Raw genomic sequence first — 16,040 nt, 5'->3', positions numbered from 1 at the left:
CCACACCACTCCCGAATGTGGGAATCCACCCTGGTGCACGAGTCGATCACATGGCATCGTCCAGACAAGCCGACCACGCGCACCGTCGGGGGACCCCCACCACGGTGCGCGGCCGACGCCCACGACGCGTACCTGCCAGGAGCCGCATCATGACCACCGCACCGCACTCCACCGCCCAGCCGGCACCGGAACCCCTCTGGCAGCCCGGACCGGACCGGATCGCCGGCGCACAGGTCACCCGCTTCCACGCCTGGGCCGCCACCCGCCACGGCGCACCCGCCCCCACCTCCGGCGACCCCGCGGCCGACTACGCCGCCCTGCACCACTGGTCCGTCGACCAGCTCCCCACCTTCTGGCAGGCCGTCGCCGAATGGTTCGACGTCCGCTTCGGCACCCCCTACGACACCGTCCTCGCCGACCGCACGATGCCCGGCGCCCGCTGGTTCCCCGGCGCCACCCTCAACTACGCCGAACACGCCCTGCGCGCCGCCGAGGACCCCGCCCGCGCCGACACCCCCGCACTCCTCCACGTCGACGAACGCCAGGAACCCGACCCCGTCACCTGGGCCGAACTCCGCGCCCAGGTCGGCTCACTGGCCGCCGCCCTCCGCCGCCTCGGCGTCCGCCCCGGCGACCGCGTCAGCGGCTACCTCCCCAACATCCCGCAGGCCGTGGTCGCCCTCCTCGCCACCGCCGCCGTCGGCGCCGTCTGGACCTCCTGCGCCCCCGACTTCGGCGCCCGCAGCGTCCTGGACCGCTTCCAGCAGGTCGAACCGGTCGTCCTGTTCACCGTCGACGGCTACCGCTACGGCGGCAAGGAACACGACCGCCGCGACACCGTCGCCGAACTCCGCGCCGAACTCCCCACCCTGCGCGCCGTCGTCCACGTCCCCCTGCTCGGCACCCCCGCCCCCGAAGGCGCCCTGAACTGGTCCGACCTGACCTCGGAGCACACCGAACCGGTCTTCGAACAGGTCCCCTTCGACCACCCGCTGTGGGTCCTGTACTCCTCCGGCACCACCGGCCTCCCCAAGGCCATCGTCCAGTCCCAGGGCGGCATCCTCCTCGAACACCTCAAGCAGACCGGCCTGCACTGCGACCTCGGCCCCGGCGACCGCTTCTTCTGGTACACCTCCACCGGCTGGATGATGTGGAACTTCCTCGTCGGCGGCCTCCTCGCCGGATCCACGATCGTCCTCTACGACGGCAGCCCCGGCCACCCCGACACCGCCGCCCAGTGGCAGGTCGCCGCCGCCACCCGCACCACCGTCTTCGGCACCTCCGCCGCCTACGTCATGGCCTGCCGCAAGGCCGGCCTGCACCCCGCCCGCGACCTCGACCTCTCCACCGTCACCTGCGTCGCCACCACCGGCTCCCCGCTCCCGCCCGACGGCTTCCGCTGGCTGCACGACAGCTTCGCGGAGAGCGGCGCCGACCTGTGGGTCGCCTCGGTCAGCGGCGGCACCGACGTCTGCAGCTGCTTCGCCGGCGCCGTCCCCACCCTCCCCGTCCACATCGGCGAACTCCAGGCCGCCTGCCTCGGCACCGACCTCCAGGCATGGGACCCCCAGGGCCGGCCGGTCCTCGACGAGGTCGGCGAACTGGTCGTCACCGAGCCCATGCCGTCCATGCCCACCCGCTTCTGGAACGACCCCGACGGCACCCGCTACCACGACAGCTACTTCGACATGTACCCCGGCGTCTGGCGGCACGGCGACTGGATCACCCTCACCACCCGCGGCAGCGTCATCATCCACGGCCGCTCCGACTCCACCCTCAACCGCCAAGGCGTCCGGATGGGCTCCGCCGACATCTACGAGGCCGTCGAACGCCTCCCCGAGATCCGCGAATCCCTCGTGATCGGCCTCGAACTCCCCGACGGCGGCTACTGGATGCCCCTCTTCGTCCACCTCGCCCCCGGCGCCACCCTGGACGACGCCCTGCGCGACCGCATCAAGTGGACCATCCGCGAACAACTCTCCCCGCGCCACGTCCCCGACGAGATCATCGAAGCCCCCGGCGTCCCGCACACCCTCACCGGCAAGCGCATCGAGGTCCCGATCAAGCGCCTCCTGGCCGGCACCCCCCTCGAAAAGGCCGTCAACCCCGGCTCCGTCGACAACCTCGAACTCCTCCGCTTCTACGAGCGGATCGCCGCCGACCGCGCCGAGCACCGCACCACCTGAGAGCGAGCGGCCCGGCGCCGACGGCACCACCGCCCCGGCGCCGGACCACCCCCTCCGCACGGCCCTCCCGCCGCCCCGACCGGCACCGCACCGCCGTTGTCAGACCCCTCGATTACTCTCGGTGACAGTTGTCGACCGACCAGTGACGCCCACCCAGGGCCCACACCGAGGGGAAGCCATGACACCCACCACCCGACCCACCCGCCACCCCGCCGGCCATCCGCTCCGTCGCGACGTCCCCAGCACCGCCGCCGTCCTCGCCGACGCCCGGGACTTCGCCGCCATGCGCCGCTACCGCACCTTCCCCTTCGACGACCACCGGCGCTATCTCCAACAGTTGGAGACCCTGCTGCGCACCCTCGCCGCCCAGGGCGTGCACACCACCCTCTGCCTCTTCGACCCGACCGCCTTCGCCGGCTACTGCGCCGACCACGGCCTCGACCCCGACGACCCCGGCAGCCGCAGCCGCTACACCGCCGCCGTCGCCTGCACCGGCGCCTCCCTCGCCTACGACGGCACCCCCCTCGACCGCCTCCTGCCGTTACTCACCGAGGAAGCCGCCCGCCGCGCCTCCTGGGACCGCGCCACCACCCTCCTGGCCCGCGCCGGCCACTGCGCCGAGTGCGGCCACGACCTCGCCCACGCCGCCTTCACCCGCGCCACCACCGCCCTCCAACACCTCCTCACCGCCCTCGGCGACGGCACCCACCACCTCGTCTGCACCCTCCCCGACGCCGGCGACTCCCTCCGCGCCTACCTGCACACCACCGGCACCCCCGACGGCGGCCCGCCCCAACTCCCCGAATCCGAAACGCTCGTCTTCTGCACGGTCCTCGCCGCCGCCCTCGCCCAACCCGCCACCGGCGCCCTCGTCTGCCGCACCACTCCGACCGACGACCCCACCGGCACCTCCGCCGAACCCGCCCCCGCCACCGTCCGCGGCTGGCGCCTGCGCGACGCCTGGCCCGACCCGATCAGCGCCGCCGAGATCTTCGACGCCTACTGCACCGACCCCGAGACCGACGAACCCATCCCGCCCGAGCACCGCGTCGACTACGCCCCCGGCCTCCCCCTCCCACCCCCACCCGGCCCGCACTGCCATCCCTGACCCCCACCCGAGCCGCGCACCCACGCGAAACGGCCGCCCCGCCACAAAGGCGGGACGGCCGTCCCCTCACCTCACACGGCGCCGCGCGCCGCCCGGATCACTCCCCGGAGAGCACCGCCTGCGCGGCCGCCCGGGCATCCTCCGCGGTGTCCGCGGCCCGCGCCGCGGCAGCCGCCCGCTCGCACTGCGCCAGCGTGTGCTTGGCCAGCGTCGCCCGCACATACGGAATCGACGCCGCGCCCATCGACAGGCTGGTGACCCCCAGACCCGTCAGCACGCACGCCAACAGCGGATCGGAGGCCGCCTCACCGCACACGCCACAGCTCTTGCCCTCGGCCTTGGCGGCCTCGGCCGAAGCCGCCACCAGGTCCAGCAGCGCCGGCTGCCACGGGTCCTGCAGCCGGGACACCGCACCCACCTGCCGGTCCGCCGCGAAGGTGTACTGCGCCAGGTCGTTGGTGCCCAGCGACAGGAACTCCACCTCCTGCAGGATCGACCGCGCCCGCAGCGCCGCCGACGGAATCTCCACCATGGCACCGAACTTCGCCTGCAGCCCGGCCTCTCGGCAGGCGTCCGCGAACGCCTTGGCGTCCAAGCGGTCCGCCACCATCGGGGCCATGACCTCCAGGTAGACCGGCAGCCCCTCGGCGGCCTTCGCCAGCGCCTGGAGCTGCGTCCGCAGCACGTCGGGGTGGTCCAGCAGGGTCCGCAGACCCCGCACGCCCAGCGCCGGGTTCGGCTCGTCGGCCGGCGTCAGGAAGTCCAGCGGCTTGTCCGCCCCCGCGTCCAGCACGCGTACCACCACGCGCCCCTCGGGGAAGGCTTCCAGCACCTGCCGGTACGCCTCGACCTGCTTCGCCTCCGACGGCGCCTGCTTGCTGTCGTCGAGGAACAGGAACTCCGTACGGAACAGCCCGACGCCCTCTGCACCGGCCTCCACGGCCGCCGGCACATCCGCCGGCCCACCGACGTTCGCCAGCAGCGGCACCTTGTGCCCATCGGACGTGGCACCCGGACCGGACGACGACGCCAGCGCCGCCTTCCGCTCCTCCGCCGCCTTCGCCAGCGCCGCCCGCTTCTCCGCGCTCGGGTCGACGAACACCTCACCGGTGCTGCCGTCCACCGCGATCACGGTGCCCTCGACGAGCTCACCCGCACCCGGCAGCGCCACCACGGCCGGCACGCCCAGCGCCCGCGCCAGGATCGCGCTGTGGCTGGTCGGCCCGCCCTCCTCGGTCACGAAACCGAGCACCAGCGTCGGGTCCAGCAGCGCGGTGTCGGCCGGCGCGAGATCCCGCGCGATCAGCACATACGGCTCGTCGCTGTCCGGCACACCCGGCATCGGCACGCCCAGCAGCCGCGCAACGATGCGGTTCCGCACGTCATCGAGGTCGGCGACCCGGCCCGCGAGGTACTCACCCGCGCCGGCCAGCAACGCGCGGTAGGCGGCGAACGCGTCGTACACCGCGCGCTCGGCCGTGCTGCCGACGGCGATCCGCCGTTCGACATCGGCCATCAGCTCGGGGTCCTGCGCCATCATGGCCTGGGCCTCCAGCACGTGCTGTGCCTCGCCACCGGCCAGATTGCCCCGCGCGATCAAGTCGGCGGCGACAGCTTCCACGGCCTGACGGGCCCGGCCCTGCTCGCGCTCCGCCTCCTCCGCCGGAATCTGCTTGGCCGGCGGCTCCAGCACCGCCGTCCCCATGTGCCGCACCTCGCCGATGGCCACGCCGTGGCTCACCCCGACGCCCCGCAGCGTTGTCTCCATGTCACCCGTCTCCGGTTGTTGCGGCGGACCCGGCCGCCGCGGTGGATGTCGTACCTGCCGTCTCACGACGGCACCCGGCTGCCTACTGCCAGGAGAAGAGCGCGTCGCCGGCCTTGATGTCGCCGTCCTCGCGCACCTCGCCGAGCGAGTCCGCGGTGGCTTCCAGCGCGACGACGGGGCACACCGGCGACTTGCCGGCCTCCTCGACCGCGGCCGGGTTCCAGCGCACGACAGCCTGTCCGCGGGTCACGGTGTCGCCCTTGTTCACCAGCAGCTCGAAGCCTTCGCCGTTGAGCTGCACGGTGTCGATACCAAGGTGCGTCAGCACGCCGTGCCCTTCGGCGTCCACGACGACGAACGCATGCGGGTGGAGCGAGACGATCACGCCCTCCACGGGCGAAACTGCCTCCGACGGCTCACGCACCGGGTCGATGGCGGTACCGGGGCCCACCATCGCGCCGGAGAAGACGGGGTCCGGCACAGCCGCGAGGCCGATGGCGCGTCCTGCAAGAGGGGACGTCACGGTGGTCATGGGAAACCTCCCAGGGGTGAAGATTCATCAGGCCGCCGTCACTGCCTGTCCCGGACGGCGCACCGTTGAGAAGCGTAAGTCATAAGAACTGACGGTTCCGCATGACAGAGCCCGGTTGAGGCCCCCGCCGACGCGGAATCGATTTGCCTCGCCCATGCGGCCGCTGTAGTGTTTGGGACCTGCCCCGGACAGCCAGGAAGCGCTCGACGCGACGGACTGAGTGGGCGGCACTCCTCAGAGTCTTGATCCAGATTCTCGAATCGTGCACTTCTGCATGCCTGCAGAAAAGCGGTGGTTCGAAAGCCGGAAAAGCCCTGATAGAGTGTGAAACACCGAAGGGAAGCGCCCGGAGGAAACCCGGAAGGGAATCCGAAGGAAGCGTCCGTTCCTTGAGAACTCAACAGCGTGCCAAAAGTCAACGCCAGATATGTTGATACCCCGTCTCCATCTTGGAGATGAGGTTCCTTTGAAAAGTCCTTCCAATAGCTTTGGGAGGCGCACAGCGAGGACGCTGTGAACCGCGAGGATTATTCCTCCTTGTGGTTCCGCTCAACGCGAGTGTTGATACCGGATTACCGGTAAGCATTCACGGAGAGTTTGATCCTGGCTCAGGACGAACGCTGGCGGCGTGCTTAACACATGCAAGTCGAACGATGAACCGGCTTCGGTCGGGGATTAGTGGCGAACGGGTGAGTAACACGTGGGCAATCTGCCCTTCACTCTGGGACAAGCCCTGGAAACGGGGTCTAATACCGGATATGACACGGGGTCGCATGATCTCCGTGTGGAAAGCTCCGGCGGTGAAGGATGAGCCCGCGGCCTATCAGCTTGTTGGTGAGGTAGTGGCTCACCAAGGCGACGACGGGTAGCCGGCCTGAGAGGGCGACCGGCCACACTGGGACTGAGACACGGCCCAGACTCCTACGGGAGGCAGCAGTGGGGAATATTGCACAATGGGCGAAAGCCTGATGCAGCGACGCCGCGTGAGGGATGACGGCCTTCGGGTTGTAAACCTCTTTCAGCAGGGAAGAAGCGAGAGTGACGGTACCTGCAGAAGAAGCGCCGGCTAACTACGTGCCAGCAGCCGCGGTAATACGTAGGGCGCGAGCGTTGTCCGGAATTATTGGGCGTAAAGAGCTCGTAGGCGGCTTGTCACGTCGGATGTGAAAGCCCGGGGCTTAACCCCGGGTCTGCATTCGATACGGGCAGGCTAGAGTTCGGTAGGGGAGATCGGAATTCCTGGTGTAGCGGTGAAATGCGCAGATATCAGGAGGAACACCGGTGGCGAAGGCGGATCTCTGGGCCGATACTGACGCTGAGGAGCGAAAGCGTGGGGAGCGAACAGGATTAGATACCCTGGTAGTCCACGCCGTAAACGTTGGGAACTAGGTGTGGGCGACATTCCACGTCGTCCGTGCCGCAGCTAACGCATTAAGTTCCCCGCCTGGGGAGTACGGCCGCAAGGCTAAAACTCAAAGGAATTGACGGGGGCCCGCACAAGCAGCGGAGCATGTGGCTTAATTCGACGCAACGCGAAGAACCTTACCAAGGCTTGACATACACCGGAAAGCATTAGAGATAGTGCCCCCCTTGTGGTCGGTGTACAGGTGGTGCATGGCTGTCGTCAGCTCGTGTCGTGAGATGTTGGGTTAAGTCCCGCAACGAGCGCAACCCTTGTTCTGTGTTGCCAGCATGCCTTTCGGGGTGATGGGGACTCACAGGAGACTGCCGGGGTCAACTCGGAGGAAGGTGGGGACGACGTCAAGTCATCATGCCCCTTATGTCTTGGGCTGCACACGTGCTACAATGGCCGGTACAATGAGCTGCGATGCCGTGAGGTGGAGCGAATCTCAAAAAGCCGGTCTCAGTTCGGATTGGGGTCTGCAACTCGACCCCATGAAGTCGGAGTTGCTAGTAATCGCAGATCAGCATTGCTGCGGTGAATACGTTCCCGGGCCTTGTACACACCGCCCGTCACGTCACGAAAGTCGGTAACACCCGAAGCCGGTGGCCCAACCCCTTGTGGGAGGGAATCGTCGAAGGTGGGACTGGCGATTGGGACGAAGTCGTAACAAGGTAGCCGTACCGGAAGGTGCGGCTGGATCACCTCCTTTCTAAGGAGCATTTCTTACCGAGCTTTGTGCTTGGTCAGAGGCCAGTACATCAGCGAGTGTCTGATGCTGGTTGCTCATGGGTGGAACGTTGACTATTCGGCGCGATTGGTGTGAGGACTGTTAGTACTGCTTCGGCGTGGAACGCAGGGTCTTATCTGGTCGGGTCGGGCACGCTGTTGGGTGTCTGAGGGTGCGGACTGTGGTCTGAGCCTTCGGGATGCCGGTCCCAGTGAACTCAGCCTTCGGGTTGGGGTGGTGGGTGGCTGGTCGTTGTTTGAGAACTGCACAGTGGACGCGAGCATCTGTGGCCAAGTTTTTAAGGGCGCACGGTGGATGCCTTGGCACCAGGAACCGATGAAGGACGTGGGAGGCCGCGATAGGCCCCGGGGAGCTGTCAACCGAGCTTTGATCCGGGGGTGTCCGAATGGGGAAACCCGGCAGTCGTCATGGGCTGTCACCCGCTGCTGAACACATAGGCAGTGTGGAGGGAACGCGGGGAAGTGAAACATCTCAGTACCCGCAGGAAGAGAAAACAACCGTGATTCCGGGAGTAGTGGCGAGCGAAACTGGATGAGGCCAAACCAGTCACGTGTGATACCCGGCAGGGGTTGCGTGGTTGGGGTTGTGGGATCTCTCTTCTGTCGTCTGCCGGCGGCAGGGCGAGTTAGAAACCGTTGATGTAGGCGAAGGACATGCGAAAGGTCCGGCGTAGAGGGTAAGACCCCCGTAGCTGAAACGTCAGCGGCTTGCTTGAGAGACACCCAAGTAGCACGGGGCCCGAGAAATCCCGTGTGAATCTGGCGGGACCACCCGTTAAGCCTAAATATTCCCTGGTGACCGATAGCGGATAGTACCGTGAGGGAATGGTGAAAAGTACCGCGGGAGCGGAGTGAAATAGTACCTGAAACCGTGTGCCTACAAGCCGTGGGAGCGTCGCGCAGAGACTTGTTCTTTGCGTCGTGACTGCGTGCCTTTTGAAGAATGAGCCTGCGAGTTTGCGGTATGTTGCGAGGTTAACCCGTGTGGGGAAGCCGTAGCGAAAGCGAGTCCGAATAGGGCGTTGGAGTAGCATGCTCAAGACCCGAAGCGGAGTGATCTAGCCATGGGCAGGTTGAAGCGGAGGTAAGACTTCGTGGAGGACCGAACCCACCAGGGTTGAAAACCTGGGGGATGACCTGTGGTTAGGGGTGAAAGGCCAATCAAACTCCGTGATAGCTGGTTCTCCCCGAAATGCATTTAGGTGCAGCGTCGTGTGTTTCTTGCCGGAGGTAGAGCACTGGATAGGCGATGGGCCCTACCGGGTTACTGACCTTAGCCAAACTCCGAATGCCGGTAAGTGAGAGCGCGGCAGTGAGACTGTGGGGGATAAGCTCCATGGTCGAGAGGGAAACAGCCCAGAGCATCGACTAAGGCCCCTAAGCGTGTGCTAAGTGGGAAAGGATGTGGAGTCGCAGAGACAACCAGGAGGTTGGCTTAGAAGCAGCCACCCTTGAAAGAGTGCGTAATAGCTCACTGGTCAAGTGATTCCGCGCCGACAATGTAGCGGGGCTCAAGTACACCGCCGAAGTCGTGTCATTGCAGCATGAGGGCTAACGCCTGTTGTGATGGGTAGGGGAGCGTCGTGTGCCGGGTGAAGCAGCCGTGGAAACGAGTTGTGGACGGTTCACGAGTGAGAATGCAGGCATGAGTAGCGATACAAGAGTGGGAAACTCTTGCGCCGATTGACTAAGGGTTCCTGGGTCAAGCTGATCTGCCCAGGGTAAGTCGGGACCTAAGGCGAGGCCGACAGGCGTAGTCGATGGACAACCGGTTGATATTCCGGTACCCGCTTTGAAGCGCCCAATACTGAATCAGGCGATGCTAAGTCCGTGAAGCCGCCCTGATCTCTTCGGAGTTGAGGGGAGTGGTGGAGCCGACGGACCAGACTTGTAGTAGGTAAGCGATGGGGTGACGCAGGAAGGTAGTCCAGCCCGGGCGGTGGTTGTCCCGGGGTAAGGGTGTAGGCCGTGTGGTAGGTAAATCCGTCGCACGTTAAGGCTGAGACCTGATGCCGAGCCGATTGTGGTGAAGTGGATGATCCTATGCTGTCGAGAAAAGCCTCTAGTGAGTTTCAAGGCGGCCCGTACCCTAAACCGACTCAGGTGGTCAGGTAGAGAATACCGAGGCGTTCGGGTGAACTATGGTTAAGGAACTCGGCAAAATGCCCCCGTAACTTCGGGAGAAGGGGGGCCATTTCTGGTGATCCGTTTTACACGGTGAGCTGGGGGTGGCCGCAGAGACCAGCGAGAAGCGACTGTTTACTAAAAACACAGGTCCGTGCGAAGCCGTAAGGCGATGTATACGGACTGACGCCTGCCCGGTGCTGGAACGTTAAGGGGACCGGTTAGCTCCATTTCGGTGGGGCGAAGCTGAGAACTTAAGCGCCAGTAAACGGCGGTGGTAACTATAACCATCCTAAGGTAGCGAAATTCCTTGTCGGGTAAGTTCCGACCTGCACGAATGGCGTAACGACTTCTCGACTGTCTCAACCATAGGCCCGGTGAAATTGCATTACGAGTAAAGATGCTCGTTTCGCGCAGCAGGACGGAAAGACCCCGGGACCTTTACTATAGCTTGATATTGGTGTTCGGTTCGGCTTGTGTAGGATAGGTGGGAGACTTTGAAGCGCCAACGCCAGTTGGTGTGGAGTCGTTGTTGAAATACCACTCTGGTCGTGCTGGATGTCTAACCTGGGTCCGTGATCCGGATCAGGGACAGTGTCTGGTGGGTAGTTTAACTGGGGCGGTTGCCTCCTAAAGGGTAACGGAGGCGCCCAAAGGTTCCCTCAGCCTGGTTGGTAATCAGGTGTTGAGTGTAAGTGCACAAGGGAGCTTGACTGTGAGACTGACGGGTCGAGCAGGTACGAAAGTAGGGACTAGTGATCCGGCGGTGGCTTGTGGAAGCGCCGTCGCTCAACGGATAAAAGGTACCCCGGGGATAACAGGCTGATCTTCCCCAAGAGTCCATATCGACGGGATGGTTTGGCACCTCGATGTCGGCTCGTCGCATCCTGGGGCTGGAGTCGGTCCCAAGGGTTGGGCTGTTCGCCCATTAAAGCGGTACGCGAGCTGGGTTTAGAACGTCGTGAGACAGTTCGGTCCCTATCCGCTGCGCGCGTAGGAGTCTTGAGAAGGGCTGTCCCTAGTACGAGAGGACCGGGACGGACGGACCTCTGGTGTGCCAGTTGTTCTGCCAAGGGCATGGCTGGTTGGCTACGTTCGGAAAGGATAACCGCTGAAAGCATCTAAGCGGGAAGCCTGCTTCGAGATGAGGGCTCCCACCCACTTGATGGGGTAAGGCTCCCAGTAGATGACTGGGTTGATAGGCCAGATATGGAAGCGCCGTAAGGTGTGGAGTTGACTGGTACTAATAGGCCGAGGGCTTGTCCTCAGTTGCTCGCGTCCACTGTGTTGGTTCTGAAGCCACGAACAGACCAACGGTTGTTCATAGTTTCATAGTGTTTCGGTGGTTATAGCGTTAGGGAAACGCCCGGTTACATTCCGAACCCGGAAGCTAAGCCTTTCAGCGCCGATGGTACTGCAGGGGGGACCCTGTGGGAGAGTAGGACGCCGCCGAACTAATTTTAGAAGAAGCCCTGTTGGGAACCTCGGTTCCCAACAGGGCTTCTTTGCGTTTCGGAACGGGGACCCGCGGCACGAGGTGGCCGGCGGGCCGGGTAAAGTCGGGGACAACATCGGCATATTTCTCCCACAGGAGGCTTCCGCGTGGAGGTCCAGGAGACGCGGATCCAGACAGACCGTGTCCTCACCATCCCGAATATCCTGAGCATGGCGCGCCTGGTCGGCGTGCCGGTGTTCCTGTGGCTGATCCTCTGGCCGGCGTTCGACGGTCCGAACGTCGATGGCTGGGCGCTGCTCGTGCTCGCGCTGAGCGGTGTCAGTGATTACCTCGACGGCAAGCTCGCCCGGCGCTGGAACCAGATCAGCAGCCTGGGGCGGATCCTCGACCCGGCCGCCGATCGCCTCTACATCCTCTCCACCCTGGTCGGTCTGACCTGGCGGGGGATCCTTCCGCTCTGGCTCACCGCGGCGCTGCTGGCCCGCGAGTTGATGCTGCTCATCGCGGTGGGGCTCCTCGGACGCCACGGCTACGGGCCTCCCCAGGTGAACTTCCTGGGCAAAGCGGCTACGTTCAACTTGATGTACGCCTTCCCGTTGCTGCTGCTGAGTGACGGAGACGGACATAGCTGGCTTCACATGCTCGCGACCGTTTTCGGATGGGCGTTCGCCGGATGGGGTACAGCGCTCTACTGGTGGGCAGGGATCCTCTACGTGGTCCAGGTCCGCCGGATCATCAGGGCGGACGCCACGGCCGACTGAGCTCGCCGAAAAGGCAGATCGCGCCAAGGCCCAGCGCCCATACGGGGGAAACAGTGGGCGCCCCTTGGCGAGTGAAGTCGGCAAGACCGTCGTCTCTTCGAGGAGGACGCTTCCGACATGAAGGCCGTTGTGATGGCCGGCGGCGAAGGCACTCGCCTTCGCCCCATGACATCCAGCATGCCCAAGCCGCTGCTCCCGGTGGTCAACAGGCCGATCATGGAGCATGTACTGCGGCTGTTGAAAAGGCATGGTCTCACCGAGACCGTCGTGACCGTGCAATTCCTGGCTTCGCTCGTCCGGAACTATTTCGGCGACGGAGAAGAGCTGGGAATGGAGCTCACCTACGCCAATGAGGAAAAGCCACTCGGCACCGCCGGCAGCGTGAAGAACGCCGAGGAGGCCCTCAAGGACGACGCCTTCCTCGTCATCTCCGGTGACGCGCTCACCGACTTCGACCTGAGCGATCTCATCCGGTTCCACAAGCAAAAGGGCGCCCTCGTCACCGTGTGCCTCACGCGGGTGCCCAATCCGCTGGAGTTCGGCATCACCATCGTCGACGAGGCCGGGCAGGTCGAGCGCTTCCTGGAGAAGCCCACCTGGGGCCAGGTCTTCTCGGACACCGTCAATACCGGTATCTACGTGATGGAGCCGGAGGTCTTCGACTACGTCGAGGCCGATGTTCCGGTGGACTGGTCCGGGGACGTCTTCCCGCAGCTGATGAAGGAAGGCAAGCCCATCTACGGCTATGTAGCCGAGGGCTATTGGGAGGACGTCGGCACGCACGAAAGCTATGTGAAGGCCCAGGCCGATGTGCTCGAAGGCAAGGTCGACGTCGATATCGATGGTTTCGAGATCTCGCCGGGGGTGTGGGTGGCCGAGGGCGCGGAGGTGCACCCGGACGCGGTGTTGCGCGGCCCGTTGTACATCGGGGACTACGCCAAGGTCGAGGCGGATGTGGAGATCCGCGAGCACACCGTCGTCGGCTCCAACGTCGTCGTCAAGAGCGGCGCGTTCCTGCACAGGGCCGTGGTGCACGACAACGTCTACATCGGCCAGCAGAGCAATTTGCGCGGCTGTGTCATCGGCAAGAACACCGACATCATGCGGGCCGCGCGGATCGAGGACGGCGCGGTCATCGGCGACGAGTGCCTCATCGGCGAGGAGTCGATCGTCCAGGGCAACGTGCGGGTCTATCCCTTCAAGACGATCGAGGCCGGTGCGTTCGTCAACACCTCCGTCATCTGGGAGTCCCGCGGCCAGGCGCACCTTTTCGGGGCGCGCGGTGTGTCGGGGATCCTCAACGTCGAGATCACTCCGGAACTGGCCGTGCGGCTCGCCGGTGCGTATGCCACCACGTTGAAGAAGGGCGCCACGGTCACCACGGCGCGCGATCACTCGCGTGGCGCCCGGGCCCTCAAGCGCGCGGTCATCTCCGCGCTGCAGGCGAGCGCCATCGACGTCCGCGACCTGGAGAACGTACCGCTGCCGGTGGCCCGTCAGCAGACCGCTCGCGGCAGTGCCGGCGGGATCATGGTGCGGACGACGCCGGGGGTGCCGGACTCCGTCGACATCATGTTCTTCGACGAGCGGGGGGCGGACCTCTCGCAGGCCGGGCAGCGCAAGCTCGACCGGGTCTATGCCCGCCAGGAGTACCGGCGGGCCTTCCCCGGTGAGATCGGCGATCTCCAGTTCCCGGCCAGCGTCTTCGACTCCTATACGGGAGCGATGCTGCGGGCCGTGGACACCACGGGCATCAGCGAGTCCGGCCTGAAGGTCGTCGTGGACGCCTCGAACGGCAGCGCCGGCCTGGTGCTGCCCAGTCTCCTGGGGCGGCTCGGCGTCGACTCGTTGACCATCAACCCCGGTCTGGACGAGGCCCGGCCGACCGAGACCGCCGACGCCCGCCGCTCCGGTCTGGTCCGGCTCGGCGAGATCGTGGCCTCGGCGCGGGCCGCGTTCGGCGTGCGGTTCGACCCCGTCGGCGAGCGGCTCTCCCTGGTGGACGAGCGCGGCCGGATCATCGAGGACGATCGCGCGCTGCTGGTGATGCTGGACCTGGTCGCGGCCGAGCGGCGCAGTGGGCGGGTGGCGCTGCCGGTCACCACGACCCGGATCGCCGAGCAGGTGGCGGCTTACCACGGCACGCAGGTCGAGTGGACGACGACCTCACCGGACGATCTGACCCGGGTGGGGCGCCAGGACGCCACGATCTTCGGCGGCGACGGTCTGGGCGGGTTCATCATCCCGGAGTTCAGCAGTGTCTTCGACGGCGCCGCCGCGTTCGTCCGGCTGATCGGTCTGGTGGCCCGTACGCAGCTCACGCTCAGCCAGATCGACGCGCGGATCCCGCGGGCGCACGTCCAGCGGCGGGACTTGGCGACGCCGTGGGCGGTGAAGGGTCTGGTGATGCGGCACGTCGTGGAGGCGGCAGGCGATCGGGACGTGGACACCACCGACGGTGTGCGGATCGTGGAGGCCGACGGGCGCTGGGTGCTGGTGCTGCCCGACCCGGCCGAGGCGGTCACCCATCTCTGGGCGGAAGGGCCGGACGACGCTTCCGCGCAGCAGCTGCTGGACGAGTGGGCGGTTGTCGTGGACAGCGCCGGACGCTGACCCTGTCCCCACCGGCGTGCCGCCGATCGGCACGCCGGTGGGGCCGTTGGGAGACCGTGCCGCCGACATGGGACGATGTGCGGCATGTCGCAGCAGCGCCCCGTTCGGAGCAACCCCCACCCGTTGGCCGCGCGCCCGGACGCCTCCATGTCGCTGCTGACCAACGTGATGGATCACAGCCTCGACGACGGATACGCCGAGGCCGCCGCGCGGAAGTCCGCGGAGGGCGTCAGCGGCCTGCCGCGCACGCTGCGCGCGAAGTTGGGCCTGGCGGCCGGTTTGGTGCTGGCGGCGTTGGTGGTGACCGTGGGGGCGGCGCAGGCGCGGGTCGCGGCGCCGACGCTGGCCAAGGAGCGGGAGGAGCTGATCCACCGCATCCAGAAGGGCACCGCCGAGGCCGACGGCCAGCAGCAGCGGGTCGACGCGACCCGGGACGCGGTGGACCGGATGCAGCGGGAGGCGCTGAAGCACAGCGGTGACGGCAAGGCCGAGCTGCTCGCGTTGCTGGCGGGTTCGACGCAGGTCACCGGGCCGGGCGTGAAGCTGGTCGTGGACGATGCCAAGGGGTCCGAGGCCGGCACCGGAGGTCCGCGCGAGAGCAGCGACTTCTCCGACACCGGGCGGGTGCGCGACCGTGACATGCAGCGGGTCGTCAACGGCCTGTGGCAGTCCGGTGCGGAGGCCATCTCCGTCAATGGGCAGCGGCTCACGTCGCTCTCGGCGATCAGAGCCGCGGGAGACGCCATACTGGTCGACAACAAGCCACTGGTGCCGCCCTATACGGTGCTGGCGGTGGGGGACGGGCAGCGGCTGAGCACCAAGTTCCAGGACAGCGCCGATGGCCAGTATCTGCATGTGTTGCAGGAGAACTACGGCGTGCGCGCCAAGATTTCCGTGGAGAGCGAGGTCACGCTGCCGCCCGCGCCCAGTTTGACCGTACGTACCGCAAAGCCGAAGGCCGGTGCCGCGAAGGCGGACGGCGCCGACACAGGGAAGGGCACATCGTGATCGCCGTACTGGGCCTCATCGTAGGAGTCGTGGTCGGAATCGTCGTCCGACCCGTGGTGCCGACGGTGGTCGAGCCCTACTTGCCGATCGCTGTCGTCGCCGCGCTGGATGCCGTGTTCGGTGGTCTGCGGGCGATGCTGGACGGCATCTTCGACGACAAGGTCTTCGTCGTCTCCTTCCTGTCGAACGTCGTCGTCGCCGCCCTTATCGTCTTCCTCGGGGACAAACTGGGCGTCGGTGCCCAACTCTCCACCGGCGTCGTCGTGGTGCTCGGCATCCGCATCTTCTCCAACGCTGCCGCGATCCGCCGGCACGTCTTCCGGGCGTGAGGC

At 66.0% G+C, this 16,040-nt stretch carries 8 protein-coding genes and 3 rRNA genes; 9 read left to right on the top strand and 2 right to left on the bottom strand.

Annotation, left to right across the window (positions count from 1 at the left end; all coding sequences use genetic code 11):
• Positions 1-149 precede the first annotated feature (149 nt).
• A complete protein-coding gene (locus JNO44_RS09140; protein ID WP_205362863.1) occupies positions 150-2,186 on the top strand; it encodes an acetoacetate--CoA ligase in 2,037 nt (678 codons plus the stop codon).
• Between the two features lie 178 nt (positions 2,187-2,364).
• Positions 2,365-3,294, top strand: a complete 930-nt coding sequence (locus JNO44_RS09135) for a hypothetical protein (RefSeq protein WP_205362862.1) — start codon at positions 2,365-2,367, stop codon at positions 3,292-3,294.
• 97 nt (positions 3,295-3,391) lie between these two features.
• Here the strand turns inward: JNO44_RS09135 and ptsP are convergent, their stop codons facing one another.
• A complete protein-coding gene (ptsP, locus tag JNO44_RS09130; RefSeq protein ID WP_205362859.1) occupies positions 3,392-5,062 on the bottom strand; it encodes a phosphoenolpyruvate--protein phosphotransferase in 1,671 nt (556 codons plus the stop codon).
• An 82-nt stretch (positions 5,063-5,144) separates the two neighbouring features.
• A complete protein-coding gene (locus tag JNO44_RS09125; RefSeq protein WP_039638258.1) occupies positions 5,145-5,594 on the bottom strand; it encodes a PTS sugar transporter subunit IIA in 450 nt (149 codons plus the stop codon).
• Between the two features lie 585 nt (positions 5,595-6,179).
• Here JNO44_RS09125 and JNO44_RS09120 point away from each other — a divergent pair.
• The 7 genes from JNO44_RS09120 (at position 6,180) to JNO44_RS09090 (ending at position 16,037) form a co-directional block, all read left to right on the top strand.
• Positions 6,180-7,708: ribosomal RNA gene (locus tag JNO44_RS09120) — 16S ribosomal RNA — on the top strand.
• 306 nt (positions 7,709-8,014) lie between these two features.
• Positions 8,015-11,137, top strand: a 23S ribosomal RNA gene (locus JNO44_RS09115).
• Positions 11,138-11,208: 71 nt separating this feature from the next.
• Positions 11,209-11,325, top strand: a 5S ribosomal RNA gene (gene rrf, locus JNO44_RS09110).
• The 16S, 23S and 5S rRNA genes sit together here, the layout of an rRNA operon.
• 147 nt (positions 11,326-11,472) lie before the next feature.
• A complete protein-coding gene (gene clsA, locus JNO44_RS09105; protein WP_205362857.1) occupies positions 11,473-12,087 on the top strand; it encodes a cardiolipin synthase ClsA in 615 nt (204 codons plus the stop codon).
• A 117-nt stretch (positions 12,088-12,204) separates the two neighbouring features.
• A complete protein-coding gene (locus tag JNO44_RS09100) occupies positions 12,205-14,700 on the top strand; it encodes a mannose-1-phosphate guanyltransferase (protein ID WP_205362855.1) in 2,496 nt (831 codons plus the stop codon).
• Between the two features lie 75 nt (positions 14,701-14,775).
• The gene (locus JNO44_RS09095) at positions 14,776-15,708 is read left to right on the top strand and encodes a DUF881 domain-containing protein (protein ID WP_205362853.1); all 933 of its coding nucleotides are present in this window, start codon (positions 14,776-14,778) and stop codon (positions 15,706-15,708) included.
• The gene (locus tag JNO44_RS09090; RefSeq protein ID WP_016578706.1) at positions 15,705-16,037 is read left to right on the top strand and encodes a small basic family protein; all 333 of its coding nucleotides are present in this window, start codon (positions 15,705-15,707) and stop codon (positions 16,035-16,037) included. The genes JNO44_RS09095 and JNO44_RS09090 overlap by 4 nt, the downstream gene beginning before the upstream one ends.
• The last annotated feature ends 3 nt before the right edge of the window (positions 16,038-16,040 follow it).

Origin of the sequence: Streptomyces noursei (assembly GCF_016917755.1) — a bacterium.
Taxonomy (GTDB): domain Bacteria; phylum Actinomycetota; class Actinomycetes; order Streptomycetales; family Streptomycetaceae; genus Streptomyces; species Streptomyces yunnanensis.
The sequence above is the reverse complement of the archived record's forward strand: the minus strand, read 5'-3'. Positions and strand labels throughout refer to the sequence as shown.